Here is a 14,940-nt window from a genome sequence, read left to right as displayed (position 1 = left end):
CATGCAGCTTGCCCACGATCAGCTCAATACTTCCGCGCTCAACATGCGCCATGGAAAACGCGCGCCCGACATATCCGACATCCTGCCGTCAGTGCGTGCGCGCGGCGTGCTGGTGCCTCTCCTTGTGCGGCCCAACGGCCAGCCGGAAACCTTCGAGATCGTTGCCGGCAGGCGGCGCTATTTCGCCGCGAAATCGCTTGCCGACGAGCGCGGCGAAGGCGATCCCTTGCCCTGCGCCATCATGGAGGACGGTGACGACGCCGATGCGCTGGAAGCCTCGCTGATCGAAAACCTCGCCCGCCTTGATCCTGACGAAGTATCGCAATGGGAGACGTTTTCGCGGCTCGTCAGGCAAGGCCGCACCGTTCCAGACATCGCTGCGACCTTCGGCATCACTGACCTGAAGGTCAAACGCATTCTGGCGCTTGGCGACCTCTTGCCCAAAATCCGCGAAGCCTATCGCCGCGAGGAGATCGACGCCGAGACGGTGCGCCATCTCACCATGGCGTCCAAGGCGCAGCAGAAGGACTGGCTGGCACTCTGTGCCGATCCCGATCAATACGCGCCGCGTGGCTTTCAATTGAAGCAATGGCTGTTCGGCGGCCAGTCGATTTCCACCAAGATGGCGCTGTTTGCCATCGACGAATATCCCGGCCTGATCACCTCGGACCTGTTCGGCGAGGACAGCTATTTCGCCGATGCCGACTTGTTCTGGCAAAAGCAGAACGAAGCGATTGCCGCCAGACGCGACACCTATCTCAACGGCGGCTGGAGCGAGGTGGTGCTGCTGGGACCGGGCCAGTATTTCCACGCATGGGACCACGAGAAGACCCCGAAGAAGAAGGGCGGCAAGGTCTTCATCGCGGTCACGTATCGCGGCGAGGTCGAGTGTCACGAGGGCTGGCTGCCACGTAAGGAAGCCCGCCGCGCCCGCGAGGGCGGTGAGCAAGAAGAAACAGCCGCCAAGCCGCCGCGCCCCGAACTCACCGGCCCGATGCGGAACTATATCGATCTGCATCGCCATGCCGCCGTGCGCGCCGCCATGCTCGACCATCCCGCCGTGGCGCTGCGCCTCGTGGTGGCTCACGCCATCACCGGGTCCGGCTTGTGGCAGGTGCGCCGTGAGCCACAGCGCGCAGTCAACGAGACGGTGACTGCCAGCCTTGCCGGCTGCAAGGCTGAAGCTGCATTCGGCAAAAAGCGGCGCGAAGTGTTGGCCCTGCTCGGATCACCGGATGCGGATGGCGTGGTCGCCGGCGGCAATGGCGACGCCTTTGCTATCGCCGGCGTGTTCGCCCGCCTCTTGGCGCTGTGCGACGACGATGTCATGCCCGTTCTCACCCTTGTCATGGCCGAGACGCTTGCAGCCGGCAGCGCCGTCATCGAGGCGCTCGGCAACCATCTGAACGTGGATATGGGCGCATGGTGGGAACCGGACGATGCGTCCTTCGACCTCTTGCGCGACAAGGAAATCGCCAATTCGATGCTCGCCGATGTCGGCGGCAAGCTGGTCGCGGATGGCAATGTCGCCGAGAAGGTCAAGACGCAAAAGAAGATCATCCGCGACTTCCTGGCGGGCGAGAATGGCCGCCAGAAGGTCGAGACCTGGCTGCCGCGCTGGATGAAATTCCCGGCCGAAAGCTACACCAGCCGCGGCGGCTTCCGCACCGCCGATCAGTGGGCACAAGTGCAGCCGCTGTTCGTGCGCGAATGAACCGATCAGCCTCAAGCGGCGGTTCTCTCGAGTGCCGCCGCTCAGATCGCGCGCGCCGCTCCGGGCCGCGCCGGCTGCCGATTGGTCGTCTTGTCGAGCCAGTGCCTTGCGCGAGAAATCCCGACGCCAACTCGCCCCCATTTCGGCAGCCCTGCACCGCGCCGGGTTGCTTGCCGAGGCGCTCCGCGCATCGCCAATTACCGATCCGGTTGGCGACAGAGCCCCCGCAGCCAGCGCCCTGTAATGCCGCCTGCTCGTTTGTGTCATCGGATCGCGCCACCTGTCTCCATGTGTCTCAGGAACCATTCCCCTGCGGCTGGCTTGACGACCTATGGGCGGATCCGGCCCGCCCGAAACCCTCGCCAGCAGCTTTTTTCCCCGCCGCCTGCGGCGGCTTCCTCGCGCCGCTTCGCTTCAAAAAAGCTGTCCGCTCGGGTCCTCCGCTATCGCTGCGGCCGTCCCGGTTCCGGCGGTCCGGACGCGCCCATCACGGTCCGCCATCGCAGGGGAATGGTCCCCGGCGAGCACCAAAAGGAGACTAAAAATGACCGCGATCGGATACGTCACCAAACAGGAAAACGGCGGCTACAAGGGCCAGCTCAAGACGCTCAGCGTGCGCGCCGACATCGACATCGTGCCCAATCAGGCAAAGAGCGCCGACACCCATCCCGACTTCCGGGTGCTGACGCAAGGGGTCGAAGTAGGGGCCGGCTGGATCCGCACCGGCGAGACCTCCGGCAAGGACTATGTGAGCCTGTCGATTGCCGCCCCGGAGTTCGGCCCGCGCAAGCTCTACGCCAATCTCGGCCGCGCCGCCGGCCAGGATGACGACGACACATACGCCATCATCTGGAACCCCGTCGACTGAACCGCCTGCTTCGAGCCTCGCGCCGCAACCGGCGCGGGGCTCTTTCGGGAGGGGGCGGCGAAAACTCGCCCCCCACTCTTCGCCCGTCCCCAAAACGATCTCGCTCGCCGATCCTCGCCTTCGCTTGTCCGTAACGAAACGAGGATCATCATGGACGACGAAAACGAACGCGCGGCCCGCGCCAAGAAGGGCAGTCCGTTTCTCAACACCGCGCAGGCCGCCTTCTATATCGGGCTATCCCAGCGCACGCTGGAGAAGATGCGGCTCAAGGGCGGTGGCCCGCAATTTCGCAAGCACGGCCGCTATGTCCGCTATCACATCGACGAGCTCGACGACTGGTCGAAGGGACGCGCGCAGGAGACCAGGCCCGAGGATGGCGGGCACAATTCCGGCTCGGCCGGTGAGGGAGGCCGCTCATGAGCCGGCGTCCCACTATCCGTCTGATCGGCAGCCATCTGCGGCGCATTCGGGCGCGCAAGACGATCGCCGTGGCCACAATAGGCCTCGGCCTGATCGGCTTCGCCGCTTTCGACAACCCATCGCCCTGGCTGGTGTGGAACGCCTCGGCCAGTGCGCCGGTCGGCCTCTATCGCGTCGCGTCCGGATCACCGGCTCGTGGCGATCTGGTGCTCGTCCGCCCGCCAAAACCGGTCGCCGATCTCGCCGCCGAACGCTTCTATCTGCCCAGCAATGTGCCGCTGGTCAAGCGCCTTGCCGCGCTGCCTGGCGAGCATGTCTGCGCCTTCGGCGACGCCATCATCATCGGCGGCGAGATTGTCGCGCGCCGGCTGGCAACCGACACGCAGCACCGTCCGCTGCCTTGGTGGAATGCCTGCCGCAAGCTCGCCGCCGACGAGTTTTTCCTGCTCGGCAACGATAGAAACCGCTCCTTCGACAGCCGCTATTTCGGGCCGGTGCCGGCCGAAAATATTGCCGGGAGGCTCGTGCCGCTATGGACCGAGTAACCCTCCTGATGCTGGGCATGGTCGCGATAGCGCCATGCGCCTGTTCCGCCGCGACCGACGCTCAGCCGGCCGCCATCTCCCGTGGTCCGCAGCTCCAACGATGGCAGCCCTTGGTAGCCGAAGCAAGCCGGCGTTTCAGCATTCCACAGCCCTGGATTTATGCCGTCATGGATGCCGAAAGCCGGGGGCAGACAATGCTGGACGGGCGGCCGATCGCCTCACACGCCGGCGCCATTGGCCTCATGCAGGTGATGCCCGGCACCTACAAGGAGATGCGCGCAGAGCTTGGCCTGGGAGCCGATCCGCACGACCCTCGCGACAACATTCTGGCAGGCACTGCCTATCTGCGCGCCATGTATGACCGCTTCGGCTTTCCCGGCCTGTTTGCCGCCTATAACGCTGGGCCGGACCGCTACGAACAGCATTTGCAGCGTGGGCGACCGCTGCCCAGCGAGACGGTTTCGTATCTGGAAGAGCTCAAGGCGGCGGGGATCGCGGCCGCCGACATGGACGCGTTCACCGGCAAATCCCGTTCCGGAAAAGCGCCGGAAATCCCGTCCGGGCAGTCGCTGTTTTTCCTGCGAAACGGTGTTTCCGCGACCGATCCGAATGGCCAAATCGTGGTGCCGCTCGGATCGGAGCGAGCAAGGTCAGGCCGGCCGGATCGCAGGTGAGGGCAGGGGTACCGTGGGTCGGGCGGGGCAGGGAGGCAGGGACGCAGGGAGGCAGGGAGGCAGGTCCGCGGAAGGCAAGATAAAGGCATCGCCTCCTGGAGGCGGCGAAGTCTTTGTCTGCACATCGTTTTCCACGGAGGCTGCCTTCAGCGTCAGGAGAGCTGCTGCCGACAAACCTCTGATATTGCTTAAGATTACTAGGAGGCTCAATGCAGGATGAAGAGTTCAAGCCGAGCCTGGGCAAAATCGGATCGCGCGGCTCGAAGGCAGGCAAGCGTTTCGCCGGCCAGATCCGCGCCGCGATCAACCGAGCCGGCGGCGGCAGCGGTCGCCGTGGCCGCTTCATCGGAAGCCGGGCGGGGCGCGGCGGGGCTGCTGCCGCCGTTCTCAGAGCGCGCGACCCCCACGCGGCGTTTCGGCAGCGGCGCGCCGTCGTCAAGGCGCGTATCGTCAAGCTGGCCGGCAAGGGTGTTGACGGGGCACGTGCACACCTTCGCTACCTCCAGCGCGACGGCGTCACCCGCGAAGGCGAGCCTGGCGAGCTCTATAGCGCCGACAGCGACCGCGTTGATGGCAAGGCCTTCATCGATCGTGCCGATGGCGACCGGCATCAGTTCCGCTTCATCGTCGCCCCTGAAGACGGCATCGAGTATGATGACTTGAAGCCGCTCACGCGGCGCCTCATGGCGCAGATGGAAGAAGACCTCGGCACTAGGCTCGACTGGGTGGCCGTCGATCATTTCAACACTGGTCATCCGCATACCCATATTATCGTCCGCGGCAAGGACGACCGCGACGAAAACCTCGTCATCGCGCGGGACTACATCTCGTCTGGAATCCGTGAACGGGCGGCCGAGCTGGTCAGCCTCGACCTTGGCCCGAGAACGGACCGCGAGATCGAGCAACGCCTGCGCCAGGAAATGGAGCGGGAACGCTTCACCAGCATCGATCGGCAGCTGCTCCGCATGCGCGACCATGAGGGGCATGTCTCACCGGCCAGCCGAGACACGTTTCGCCAGACGCTGCACCAGGGCCGCCTGCGCAAGCTCGAGCGGATGGGTCTGGCTGAGGAAGTCGGCTCGGGCCGCTGGCGCCTTGATGGCGAGCTTGAAGCGACGCTGCGCCGCATCGGCGAGCGGGGCGACATCATCAAGACCATGCACCGCGAACTGACCGGCAAGGGGCTCGCCCGCAGTGCCGCCGACTATGTTGTCCATGATCGATCTGCAGAGCAGATGCAGCCTGTCGTCGGCCGCATCATTGCGCGCGGCCTGGCCGACGAAATCACTGACCGCCATTACCTCGTCGTCGACGCCGTGGACGGCAAAAGCCACTATGTTGATATCGGCAAAGGCGAGGCCACCCAACCGACGCCAGAGGGCTGCATAGTGCGGGTCACGCCGAGGGACACCGGGCCAAGGCAAGTCGACCGCACAATTGCCGAGATCGCCACGGCCCATGACGGGCGCTACAGCATCGATATCCATCTCAAGCATGACCCGTCGGCCACCGAACGCTTTGCCGAAACGCACGTGCGGCGACTGGAGGCGATCCGCCGGGCGACCGGTCGTGTCGAGCGCGAGCCGGACGGCACCTGGATCGTCGCACCGGATCATCTCGACCGTGTGTCTGACTACGAGCGTCAGCGGGCCGGGGCCGAGCCTGTCACGGTTGACAAGCTCTCATCGACGCCGCTGGAACAACAAGTCAGCTTCGACGGCGCCACCTGGCTCGATCGAGAGCTGGTTTCCGACATACCGCAGGCCTTGCACAGCTCTGGTTTCGGCCGCGATGTCCGAGAGGCGCAAGGCCGCCGACGGCAGTGGCTGATTGCGCAAGGTCTTGCTCGGGAAGAGCAGGACCGGATCGTCTATCGCGCCAACATGCTTTCGATGCTGCGCCAACGCGAGTTGAACCGCGTGGCCGGCCAGTTGTCGAACGAACTCGGTCTGCCCTATTCTGAAGCCCAGAGTGGAGATCGAATAGAAGGCACGCTCCGCCGCTCCGTCGAGCTCGCCGGCGGAAAATACGCTGTCATCGAGAAATCGCGCGAGTTCACGCTGGTGCCATGGCGGCCGGTGCTTGAGCATCATATCGGCAAGGAGGTTTCCGGCGTCGTGCGTGCAGAGGGGATTTCATGGACCATCGGCCGGCAGAGAAGCGGACCAAGCATTTCGTGACATGGCTACACAACTTCTTTGCCCGCGTTGAAACGGGTACTCAGTCCGGACGGAGTTCGCCTGCTAATTGCCCGCGGCATTGATCTCGCGAGGGATAAATGGCTGGTCGTGCAAGACTTATCGTTCGCTCTACAAAAAGCGCCCCAATCATTCATCGTATTCCATGGTTCTGAGCCAAAACCCTCCTGCGCCACCACGGCACTCTTCCCGGTGCCACGGAAGCCGCGCCGACGACGGCGGTGCCGGCTGGTTGCGCAGGGCTGCCCCCGACCCAAACAGTTGCGGCGCATTGAGGACATTGCAATCACTGACGGTGCGGCCATCGGCGCGCTCGATGAGATGGTCCGCCAGCTAGAGAGGTGGGCTGGCGCCTGGTGACAGCGCCTAGGGCTTTCGGCGGCCGTGGTACGGCGAAGCAGGCTCGCGGCGTCGAGGATGAAGCCGCACTTCGCGATGTTCTTCTGCTCACACGACCGGGAGACAAGGTCGACACCGCGGGCCCGATGCTGTTGACCGGGCGTGAACTGGCAGCCCATCCCGCTGAGGATCTTCTAACGGGAGAAACCTCGCTGCGGTGGGGAAGATTTCGATCGTCGCCCGCGACGACGAGGCGGTCAGCGACCTGACCAGACGAGCTCGGCAGCTTTCCGCTGCGGCATGGTGACCGGCGCGATCATGGCCGCCGAATGAGATCGCTTCGAACGCACCGTCGGATGCTGGCTCGCCGACGCTTTACTGGCGCAGCGCCTGGGAGGGGCAATGCGGTGCCGCTACTGGGCACCGAGGCAGCTTTGGGCATGAGACCCGATCAATCGCGCCGGGCCGCGACGGTCATTGCGGCATCTGGAGTCGAGGCCGGGCGCGAACGTCCTCCAGGCCGCGCCGGTCCGGCGAGGCGGTCGAAATATCGCGAAAACTTGGCCACCGCGTGCACGTAGGATCGCTGGGTGGCCGGCGACAGATTGCGGATCGTCATGTCCTCGATCATGCGTCGGCGAAGAGGGCTCAACTCGGCCGTCTCAAACTCCTGTTCTCAAGATTGCGCTTCAACAGCCGCAATCCTTCAAAACAGAAGCGTCATCCGCAAACCCACGCACCAAATGACGCGTCAGCGGCTTCGTTCAATCCCTTTATGGGTCCGGACCCTAGCAGGTTGTGACCATTGCTGTGGCAATGCAGCAGTCCTGGATGGCTGCATCAAATAAGTTCCAAGATGCCCTGGGTGCGCTTCCACCGGACCACCTGGACGCTGCAGTTAAATGCACAAATCCACGCGCGTGCTGAAGCATCGTGAAAAATTCATGGATTATGACCCGATCCAATTTCGGTCGATGAATCAGCGCCCTTCGCCGGGGCTGTCGGTCCGCATCGCGCCTGACAGCGGCGCTATGCTGGCGCTCCCATGGCCGCCCTGTTGAACCGCTTTCTCCAGCACCGAACTGAATTGGTCCCGCTGGCGGACATTTCGATGCTTCCGCCTTGCGGGCCTTCTTTGTTGCGGCCGGCTCTGCGGCACGGCTGCGCCGACGTGAACGTGCTTGGCGGCACGTTTTGTGAGGGAGGGAAAGAGGCGCGCGGCCCTCTCCCTGCAAGTCGCCGCTGGCGGATTCCTCCGTCTGCCCGCTTCGCTCCGTGCAGACCGGGGAGACCCCTCCGCCCCCTTGCTCGCGCTGCTCGCCACGATGCCGGGGGACAGGCGACCTGAACCCGTGCCCAAGCCGATCTGATGGCAGCGGTGGGGCTGGACATGGGCCCGTGGTGGACATACGTGCCACACAAATCCTCATGCTCGCCTAACCGGCTGCAACGTATGGCAATCCGGGCAGACCCGACGAAAGAAGGAGTAGGTCTCGGCCATTCCCGTGTCCGAACCCAGAAAAGTTACTGGTTTCCTTACGGGCGCGATACAAAGGGCACGGGCTGGACTTGGCTGCCGGGGGCGGGGCTTGTCGACCGCTCGATCGAAAGTGAGAGACGAGGAGGAGAATCACCGACCTGCAGAGCGGCAAGGCGCTCGCCTACCTCCCTGTCAGTCACCGTTAGCCGATGGTTTAGACGAAGATAGTCCGTCCATGTCGGCGTGCGGAATGTCTCGGTCCAAAGAGTCGAGTTCTGAAGATCGCGCTGGAGGGTCCAGTCCCGCGCACCGGCACGGCTCTGAACGCGCCGCCTTTCGCGCATGCAGCTCAGAAATTCCTCGATATTCTCCTCGGGTATCGAGTACTCCACCTTGATCACGATCGGGCCGCTCCTGGGCTTCAAATCGAGGGCCAGTTCTGGTGGCCTGAAGTCGAAGGCCCCCCTTGATCCGATTCCTCCCATAGCCGTACCGGCAATAGCTTTCCCACAGCTGCAACCAGCAACAGCGCCGCTGCAGCACCTTCCAAAGCCCACGTCAGGGAATAGTACTGCGCGACAGCACCCCAGATCCAGCTGCCCGCTGCCATGCCGCCGTAGGTCAGGGCGTAATAGATCGACAGGGTGCGACCAACGACCCACCTTGGGCTTGCCAACTGCACACACACGTCGGTTCCGGTCCAGGTGACAACCCAGCCTGCGCCAGCGATTGCAAGCGCGATCGCTGCTACAGCCACCGATGATGTGAGAGCCAGTAAAAGGCAACACGTTGCGCAAGCAACGGATGCGAGCGTGATCAATCGATTTTGGGACGTGATGCGTCGCAAGTAGCTATTGCCAATGCCCGCGATGAAGGCGCCTGTGCCGAAGCCGGCTAACAGGACGCCGTAAACAATTGGCCCCCCCGCCAGTTGGTCGCGAACCACGAGGGGGAGCAGAGCAAGGATCGAGATGCTTGACAGCCCGAACAGGGTTGCGCGCACGATCGCCACTCTGATCTCCGAGGAGATTGCCGTGAAGCGCATGCCATCATGAATGGCCGTCGTCATCCGCTCGCGCGGAAGAGGCGAAGAGCGAACTTGCCACTTGGAGCGCAGCACAGCGCTCAACGGGACCAGGTCGGTCAGCGCAGCGAAGGCGAAAGCCGTAAGGGGGCCCAGCAAAGCCAAAATTACACCGCCCAGCGCCGGTCCTATACTCCGAACCACGTTGTACCCCACCGACATCAGCGTCACTGCAGCGGGTATGTCGCGCTTTTCCAGGATGTCGCCGACCGAGGCGTGCCAGGCTGGATCATTCAAGGCAAAGCCGCATCCCGCCAAGAAACTCAGTCCCAAGATCAGCCATGGACTGACAAAGCCCAGTCCAACAGAGAGAGCCAGCGCCGTGGATGCCAGTGCGATCAGGCAATGTCCGGCAAGCATCACGCCGCGGCGGCTGAAGCTGTCTGCAATCGCTCCAGCAAGGATCGACAAGAAGAAGGCGGGCAGTGTCGATGCAGCCTGCACGAGCGCAACCATCAGATCGGAGGCTGAAATCGTTGCCATAAGCCAGCTTATAGCCACGCTCTGCACCAGCCAGCCAAGGCTGGATATCTGCGTGGCTGTCCAGATCGAACGAAAGACCGGATTCTGAAGAGGGATCAGTGTGTTTGCCGCAAAGGGCGGGGAATCTTGACGCCGCATGACTTCTCACCTCCACCACGTAGTTCTTTCGCTCACTCACTTGCTGACAGCGGTGCGCTTACGCACAGCTGCGTCACAACCAAGTTCCGATATCGCGCTCGCAACAAAGTAGATGTCGCATCCACGGTGCTGATGCGCGATGAGTGTGCCAGTTGGGCGTCAGCTGGTCTGGGTCGCGCAGCCCGATGGGGTGCGGTCTGCCCTGCGACTCTTGGCCTTGGACGGTGCTACCGCCCCGATGGCCGGGTTGTCAAACTGCCACGGTGCTAGCAGCGCCCATCCCATCCTGACAGGCATGAGCGTACGACGCAGCGCATCGCTGGTATCGGAGGCGGGTGCAAGATCAAGGGTGGCATCGTCTTGACAAGTACGAGCTGGTGGACGCCTTCGCCCGACCTATCACATCGGCGATTTATGGGGCCGCCGTTCAACTCGTTGGTCTATGCACAAAAAAACATAATACGCTTCAAAAGACGTTTCGTGTCGGCGCAGGCGCCGAGGAGGGCGCGGAAGCCTTGACCATCGTCATCCCGCCACCGAACGTCACCGGCTCGCTGCACATGGCCATGCGCTCAACAACACGCTGCAGGACATTCTGGTGCGCTTCGAGCGCATGCGCGGCAAGAACGTGCTGTGGCAGCCCGGCATGGATCACGCCGGCATCGCCACGCAGATGGTGGTCGAGCGCCAGCTTATGGAGAAGCAGATCCACCGCCGTGACCTGACGCGCGACGAGTTCATTGAGAAAGTCTGGGAGTGGAAAGCCGAATCCGGCGGCGCGATCTTCAACCAGTTGAAGCGGCTGGGGGCCTCGGCCGACTGGAGCCGAGAACGTTTCACCATGGACGAGGGCCTATCCAAGGCGGTGCTCGAAGTGTTCGTCACGCTCTACAAGGAAAGGCCTGATCTACAAGGACAAGCGCTTGTCAACTGGGACCCGAAGCTCTTGATCGCGAGTCCGACCTTGAGGTCGAACAGCAGGAGGTCAACGGCAACCTCTGGCATTTCCGCTACCCCGTCGAGGGCGAGGTTTTGGATCCGGAAAATCCTAAAACCTTCATCACCGTGGCGACGACCCGCCCGGAGACGATGCTGGGCGATATGGCGGTCGGCGGTGCATCCCGACGACGAGCGTTTCCGGCATCTTGTCGGCAAGAACCTCATCCTCTGCCGATCGTCGGCCGCAGGATCGCGGTGGTGGCGGACGAGTATTCTGATCCGGAGAAAGGCAGCGGCGCGGTCAAGATCACGCCGGCGCACGACTTCAACGAATTTGAGGTCGGCAGGCGCCATAAGTTGCCGGCGATCAATATTCTCACCGTAGAGGCGGCGGTCACCCTCACGGACAATGACGACTTTCTCGCCGGGACGACATGGTGCGTAGTCGCCATGCTGCCCCTGGCCAGATCGTAGATGACCTCGGCTTGTTCGCCATGGCGAGCCGAAGCACGTTGACGGCCGTGCCGGGTGATGCGCCGTCCCAGACTATCATCCCAAAATCGGCGCGCGCCATCTCCCGGTCTTTGGCGGCGTACAGCCCAGTCGCCCAGATCATTGCGGGGTTCCTTGGCCGCATGGAAGACCCCGACATGTTTGTAGCCGTAGCCCGCCAGCAGGCCCTGCGCCTCGGCATCGGCTCCAGACGCGTCGCCAATCAGCACGCCGTGCACGGCAACAACGATTGGGCGGATCCGAGCGATGGCAGGTTCCGGCAGCTCAAATATCTCGCGTGAACCCCCTATGAATATCATCGACATCATGACTTTCCCTTCTCTCCAGGGCTCCCTCGCTCTGACCGCCGTCTCCCTCTGGCCCTGCGTGAGGGGTCACCCGAACGCCGAGACGGCGAAGCCGGCTCGGGGAGCGGCGGGACGCCGCAACTAGAGCCCGGTCGGCGGCAGGCAGGCGCGCAGACCTGCCGCTCCGGAGGCGCTACGCGCGCGGAGCTAGTGCCCTTTGTCGGCCAGCCAGAGGCTCACGTCCTGGATCGAGCGCATGAGCACCGACGGATTGTCCCGCGCGGGAATGAAGCCCCAGCTCTGCCAGTAGCGCTCTGCCTCGGCGTCGATCGCCCGCACCACCACCGCGCGGCCGCCGACGATGTCGGCGCCGGCGACGCAGCGATACAGCGCGTCCTTGACCAAGCCGCTACCGACGCCTTGTCCGGCATAGCGGTGGTCGACGGCGAGTTGTCCGATCAGCAGGCAGGGGATCGGATCGGGCGGGCGTCCGGTGCGGATGGCGCGCGGTGCGCTATTTGGCTGGATCACGCCCGGCGCGAGGCCGTAATACCCGACGACTGTTCCCTCGTCGTGAACGACCGGGACGCGGGTAAACCCGCGGGCCTGGTTCGTTCGCGCGAAGCCGGCCAGCCAAGCATTGAGCGCCGGCTTGCCGCAATCGAAGCTGTCGAGGCGGTGTGCGTGGTCGAGGAGTTCGATGCCTGAAAGCGCCACCTAGCGGTCCCAGGGCGGGGACCGACGCAGCCGCTCGGCCGCCTTCGCCGGGGGCGCAGCGGCCGGGGCTGAGATCGCCTGCATGAAGGCGTCATAGGCTTCCGGGGACACGCGGATGACGGTTTCGTTGAGGATGGCCGCCTGCGCCTCGTGCAGCGCGGCGCGCCGCATGAACTCCGTGCGCGACAGGCCGAGCAGCTCCGCGCCGCGGTCGATGATGGTGAGATCATCGTCGCGAAACCGCATCGAGACGGGTGCTTCCTTCCTGGTGGGTGTGGTGGCCATGGCGCGCTCCTGTGCTGCGGACGTATATACGTTAGTGTAACGCGGAACGCAATACTACGTTCCCTGGCGACGTCTCGTGGCGGATGGTCTCAGGATTTCTCGCCGCATCGGTTCTTCTCGGCTTCTCGCCCCAGTCGCCATTGCCGCAACCCAGAGCAAGGTGGCTTTGGTCAGCTCCGGCGGATCAATTACGGCTTAGGAAGCGCATTTGTTTTTGGCGGCCGGATGAGCGGGTCCAGAAGCGAAGTCGCTGCCATGACTGTCGCCGGACGAGCCCCGGCTATCCCGAACCTGATAAACATCTGACGCGATGGCGACTTTCGGGCCGTCACGCCACAAAGGAGGAACGGCTATGAAGGCTGGGCGGCGGCACTTTCATTCTCAGGCGCCGCTCTATGCCACCTGTCGGCCAATGTGACATCGCCACTGCGGTCCGGGCAATCGCGGTTGTGGTGACCGCGAGCCACTAAGCTTGTGCCGTACCCTTACAATGATTCATCAAGGCGTTTACCTCGGCAATCACGAGATCCGGCGTGATGTCGAACTTGCATCGGACTTTGACCGGACAATGCCGCACTTGGTCCAGACCACATCCGCGACATTCAATAACACTCATAAGCATGCTGACCAAGGGACCTCGAAACCCCCAAATCTCCGGTAGATGTGACGCCGTGAAAATGCCGATAGTAGGGCGGCCAAGCTGGGCAGCGACATGGCCGGTGCCTGAATTGTTCGAAACGACGAGCGCGGCCGAATTCACGAGACAATTGAATTCCAATTCTGACAAGTCGACAGCCGTCCGAATGTTCGCGGCTCCACGTTCCCTAGCTATCTTCGCAACCTCCTCAAGCGCTTCCAGGCATTCGCCACGGCCAACGAGGACCACCTCACCACGGGTCGAAAGAGCAGCGACAACTTTGCCAAAACTTTCAATCGGCCAATCTCGCAGGCTGGAATTGGAGAACGGAGCCACGACAATCGGGGCATTGCCTGTAGTCGAATTCTGTGGGTGACCCGCTCCGCTTTCGAAATAGGCAGCTGCCTTTGCGACCAGAAAGAGGAGGATTTCTGACACATGCTGGAGACGCACCTGCTTACGGTCAATGAACCAATCAAGCCATCTACGGGGGATTTTGTTAGCAAGCCCTATTTTTTGGACCAGCTTGTAGAAAATGGTTCTGCGCAGTTTCAGATTGAATGGCGCTATCGCAATATCGATCTGATGCATGCTGTACGGATCAACTATCGCCGCACGGTGCCTGGCGGGGACTTCAAGCAAGATGGGCCTTGTTTCTTCCGGAACACGCATATCAATGGCAAGATCAAACTCGCCGGTCAGCAGCGGCCTTATGTCGGCGGCTTCTTTGCGCGTTTTGACTTTTGGGTTGCGAGGAAAAAAGTCAAAAGCAATGTGATCGTCGGCGAGGTCGAACTGTTTTGCAGTAGCGATGTTCCAGCTTCCCACCACCAGCGTAATGTGGGCATGCGCAAAACGCTGACGAAGGTCCTTTAGGGGCCCTAGAGACATCCAAAAGTCGCCGACATGATCAAGCTTGAGGACCAAAATTCTCATCCTTGCGCTTGACTGTTCCGGCTCTTCCCAGCTGCGGTATATAATTTGATTGCCGTCGTGCTTTGTAAAATATGCCATTGCCATTCCGAAGATTATACGGTCAACACTGATAGCCCAGTGACGCGTGTGTAGGGTTGGAGTGCTCCCCACTTGTCCGCGTCTCCGCAAGAATTCTGCCATCAGATCCAGGCCGCGCTCCAGCAGGAGCTGTCGGGCGAAGTCTGCATCTCTAGCGGTGGTAGCGCGCCAAGAAGCCAGCTATGTCCCGACCCGCAATGTGAAGGGCTTCGTCACGGTCTTGCATGCAGTGAGTTCGAGAAACGCCGAGTAGACGGCGTTCGCCAAGCCGCCGTCCCCAGATCTCGAGCATAACGGCAGTGGCCTCGCTCTTTGGTCGATGCTGATCCTGAATGAGACCGTCGCCGCCGGCGACGACATCGCCGGCCGGATTGACCGTCTCCGGCACGCCCTGTCGCTGTGGTCCCGCATCATGGTGGTTACAAAGGACCCGCCGCAGGCGCTTTTTTCTGCGCGTCCGGGTCGTCCAACATGAAGTGGACGAATCAACCCTGTGATGAAGTCGAGCCCCCGCCCGCGCGGGGGGGGGACGGGGGCGCGATGCAACCCAATATAAGACCGGCGAGGAGAGCGGGGCGACAACATAACAGAGGGCGGCTAATGAT

At 62.7% G+C, this 14,940-nt stretch carries 11 protein-coding genes and 3 pseudogenes; 9 read left to right on the top strand and 5 right to left on the bottom strand.

Annotated elements, in window-relative coordinates; all coding sequences use genetic code 11:
• Position 1: 1 nt before the first annotated feature.
• The 6 genes from NKH63_RS29780 (at position 2) to rlxS (ending at position 6,401) form a co-directional block, all read left to right on the top strand.
• A complete protein-coding gene (locus NKH63_RS29780; protein WP_352920098.1) occupies positions 2–1,714 on the top strand; it encodes a ParB/RepB/Spo0J family partition protein in 1,713 nt (570 codons plus the stop codon).
• Positions 1,715–2,258: 544 nt separating this feature from the next.
• Complete coding sequence (locus NKH63_RS29775) at positions 2,259–2,582, top strand: DUF736 domain-containing protein (RefSeq protein WP_023672372.1); 324 nt, start codon at positions 2,259–2,261, stop codon at positions 2,580–2,582.
• A gap of 150 nt (positions 2,583–2,732) precedes the next feature.
• Positions 2,733–3,002 carry a helix-turn-helix transcriptional regulator gene (locus NKH63_RS29770; protein ID WP_352453595.1) on the top strand — a complete coding sequence of 90 codons (270 nt, stop codon included), beginning with the start codon at positions 2,733–2,735 and terminating at the stop codon, positions 3,000–3,002.
• A complete protein-coding gene (gene lepB, locus NKH63_RS29765; protein WP_352502721.1) occupies positions 2,999–3,547 on the top strand; it encodes a signal peptidase I in 549 nt (182 codons plus the stop codon). The genes NKH63_RS29770 and lepB overlap by 4 nt, the downstream gene beginning before the upstream one ends.
• Positions 3,535–4,221: a lytic transglycosylase domain-containing protein gene (locus NKH63_RS29760; RefSeq protein ID WP_352920095.1), complete on the top strand. Its 687-nt coding sequence runs from the start codon at positions 3,535–3,537 to the stop codon at positions 4,219–4,221. The genes lepB and NKH63_RS29760 overlap by 13 nt, the downstream gene beginning before the upstream one ends.
• 209 nt (positions 4,222–4,430) lie before the next feature.
• Positions 4,431–6,401, top strand: a complete 1,971-nt coding sequence (rlxS, locus tag NKH63_RS29755) for a relaxase/mobilization nuclease RlxS (RefSeq protein WP_352920092.1) — start codon at positions 4,431–4,433, stop codon at positions 6,399–6,401.
• An 858-nt stretch (positions 6,402–7,259) separates the two neighbouring features.
• Here rlxS and NKH63_RS29750 read toward each other — a convergent pair.
• Both NKH63_RS29750 and NKH63_RS29745 read right to left on the bottom strand, forming a co-directional pair.
• Positions 7,260–7,389: pseudogene (locus NKH63_RS29750) on the bottom strand (phage integrase N-terminal SAM-like domain-containing protein); the annotation flags it as partial.
• Positions 7,390–8,294: 905 nt separating this feature from the next.
• Positions 8,295–9,943, bottom strand: a pseudogene (locus NKH63_RS29745) (MFS transporter).
• Between the two features lie 515 nt (positions 9,944–10,458).
• Between NKH63_RS29745 and NKH63_RS29740 the strand changes: the two are divergent.
• Positions 10,459–11,311: pseudogene (locus NKH63_RS29740) on the top strand (class I tRNA ligase family protein); the annotation flags it as partial.
• A 56-nt stretch (positions 11,312–11,367) separates the two neighbouring features.
• Positions 11,368–11,676, top strand: coding sequence for a hypothetical protein (locus NKH63_RS29735; protein ID WP_352920089.1), 309 nt, complete (start codon positions 11,368–11,370; stop codon positions 11,674–11,676).
• A gap of 213 nt (positions 11,677–11,889) precedes the next feature.
• On the opposite strand, the gene NKH63_RS29730 is transcribed toward NKH63_RS29735, so the two are convergent.
• From NKH63_RS29730 to NKH63_RS29720, 3 genes are all read right to left on the bottom strand, one after another.
• Positions 11,890–12,399, bottom strand: coding sequence for a GNAT family N-acetyltransferase (locus NKH63_RS29730; RefSeq protein WP_352920085.1), 510 nt, complete (start codon positions 12,397–12,399; stop codon positions 11,890–11,892).
• The gene (locus NKH63_RS29725) at positions 12,400–12,684 is read right to left on the bottom strand and encodes a type II toxin-antitoxin system TacA family antitoxin (protein WP_352453587.1); all 285 of its coding nucleotides are present in this window, start codon (positions 12,682–12,684) and stop codon (positions 12,400–12,402) included.
• A 466-nt stretch (positions 12,685–13,150) separates the two neighbouring features.
• Entirely contained in the window at positions 13,151–14,335 is a 1,185-nt protein-coding gene (locus NKH63_RS29720; protein ID WP_352493108.1) for a glycosyltransferase family 9 protein, read from the bottom strand.
• A 319-nt stretch (positions 14,336–14,654) separates the two neighbouring features.
• On the opposite strand from NKH63_RS29720, the gene NKH63_RS29715 reads away from it, so the two are divergent.
• A complete protein-coding gene (locus NKH63_RS29715) occupies positions 14,655–14,810 on the top strand; it encodes a hypothetical protein (protein ID WP_352493109.1) in 156 nt (51 codons plus the stop codon).
• Positions 14,811–14,940 lie beyond the last annotated feature (130 nt).

The sequence above is a fragment of the Mesorhizobium sp. M0960 genome, assembly GCF_040319055.1.
GTDB lineage: Bacteria > Pseudomonadota > Alphaproteobacteria > Rhizobiales > Rhizobiaceae > Mesorhizobium.
This window is presented reverse-complemented; position numbering and strand designations above follow the sequence as displayed.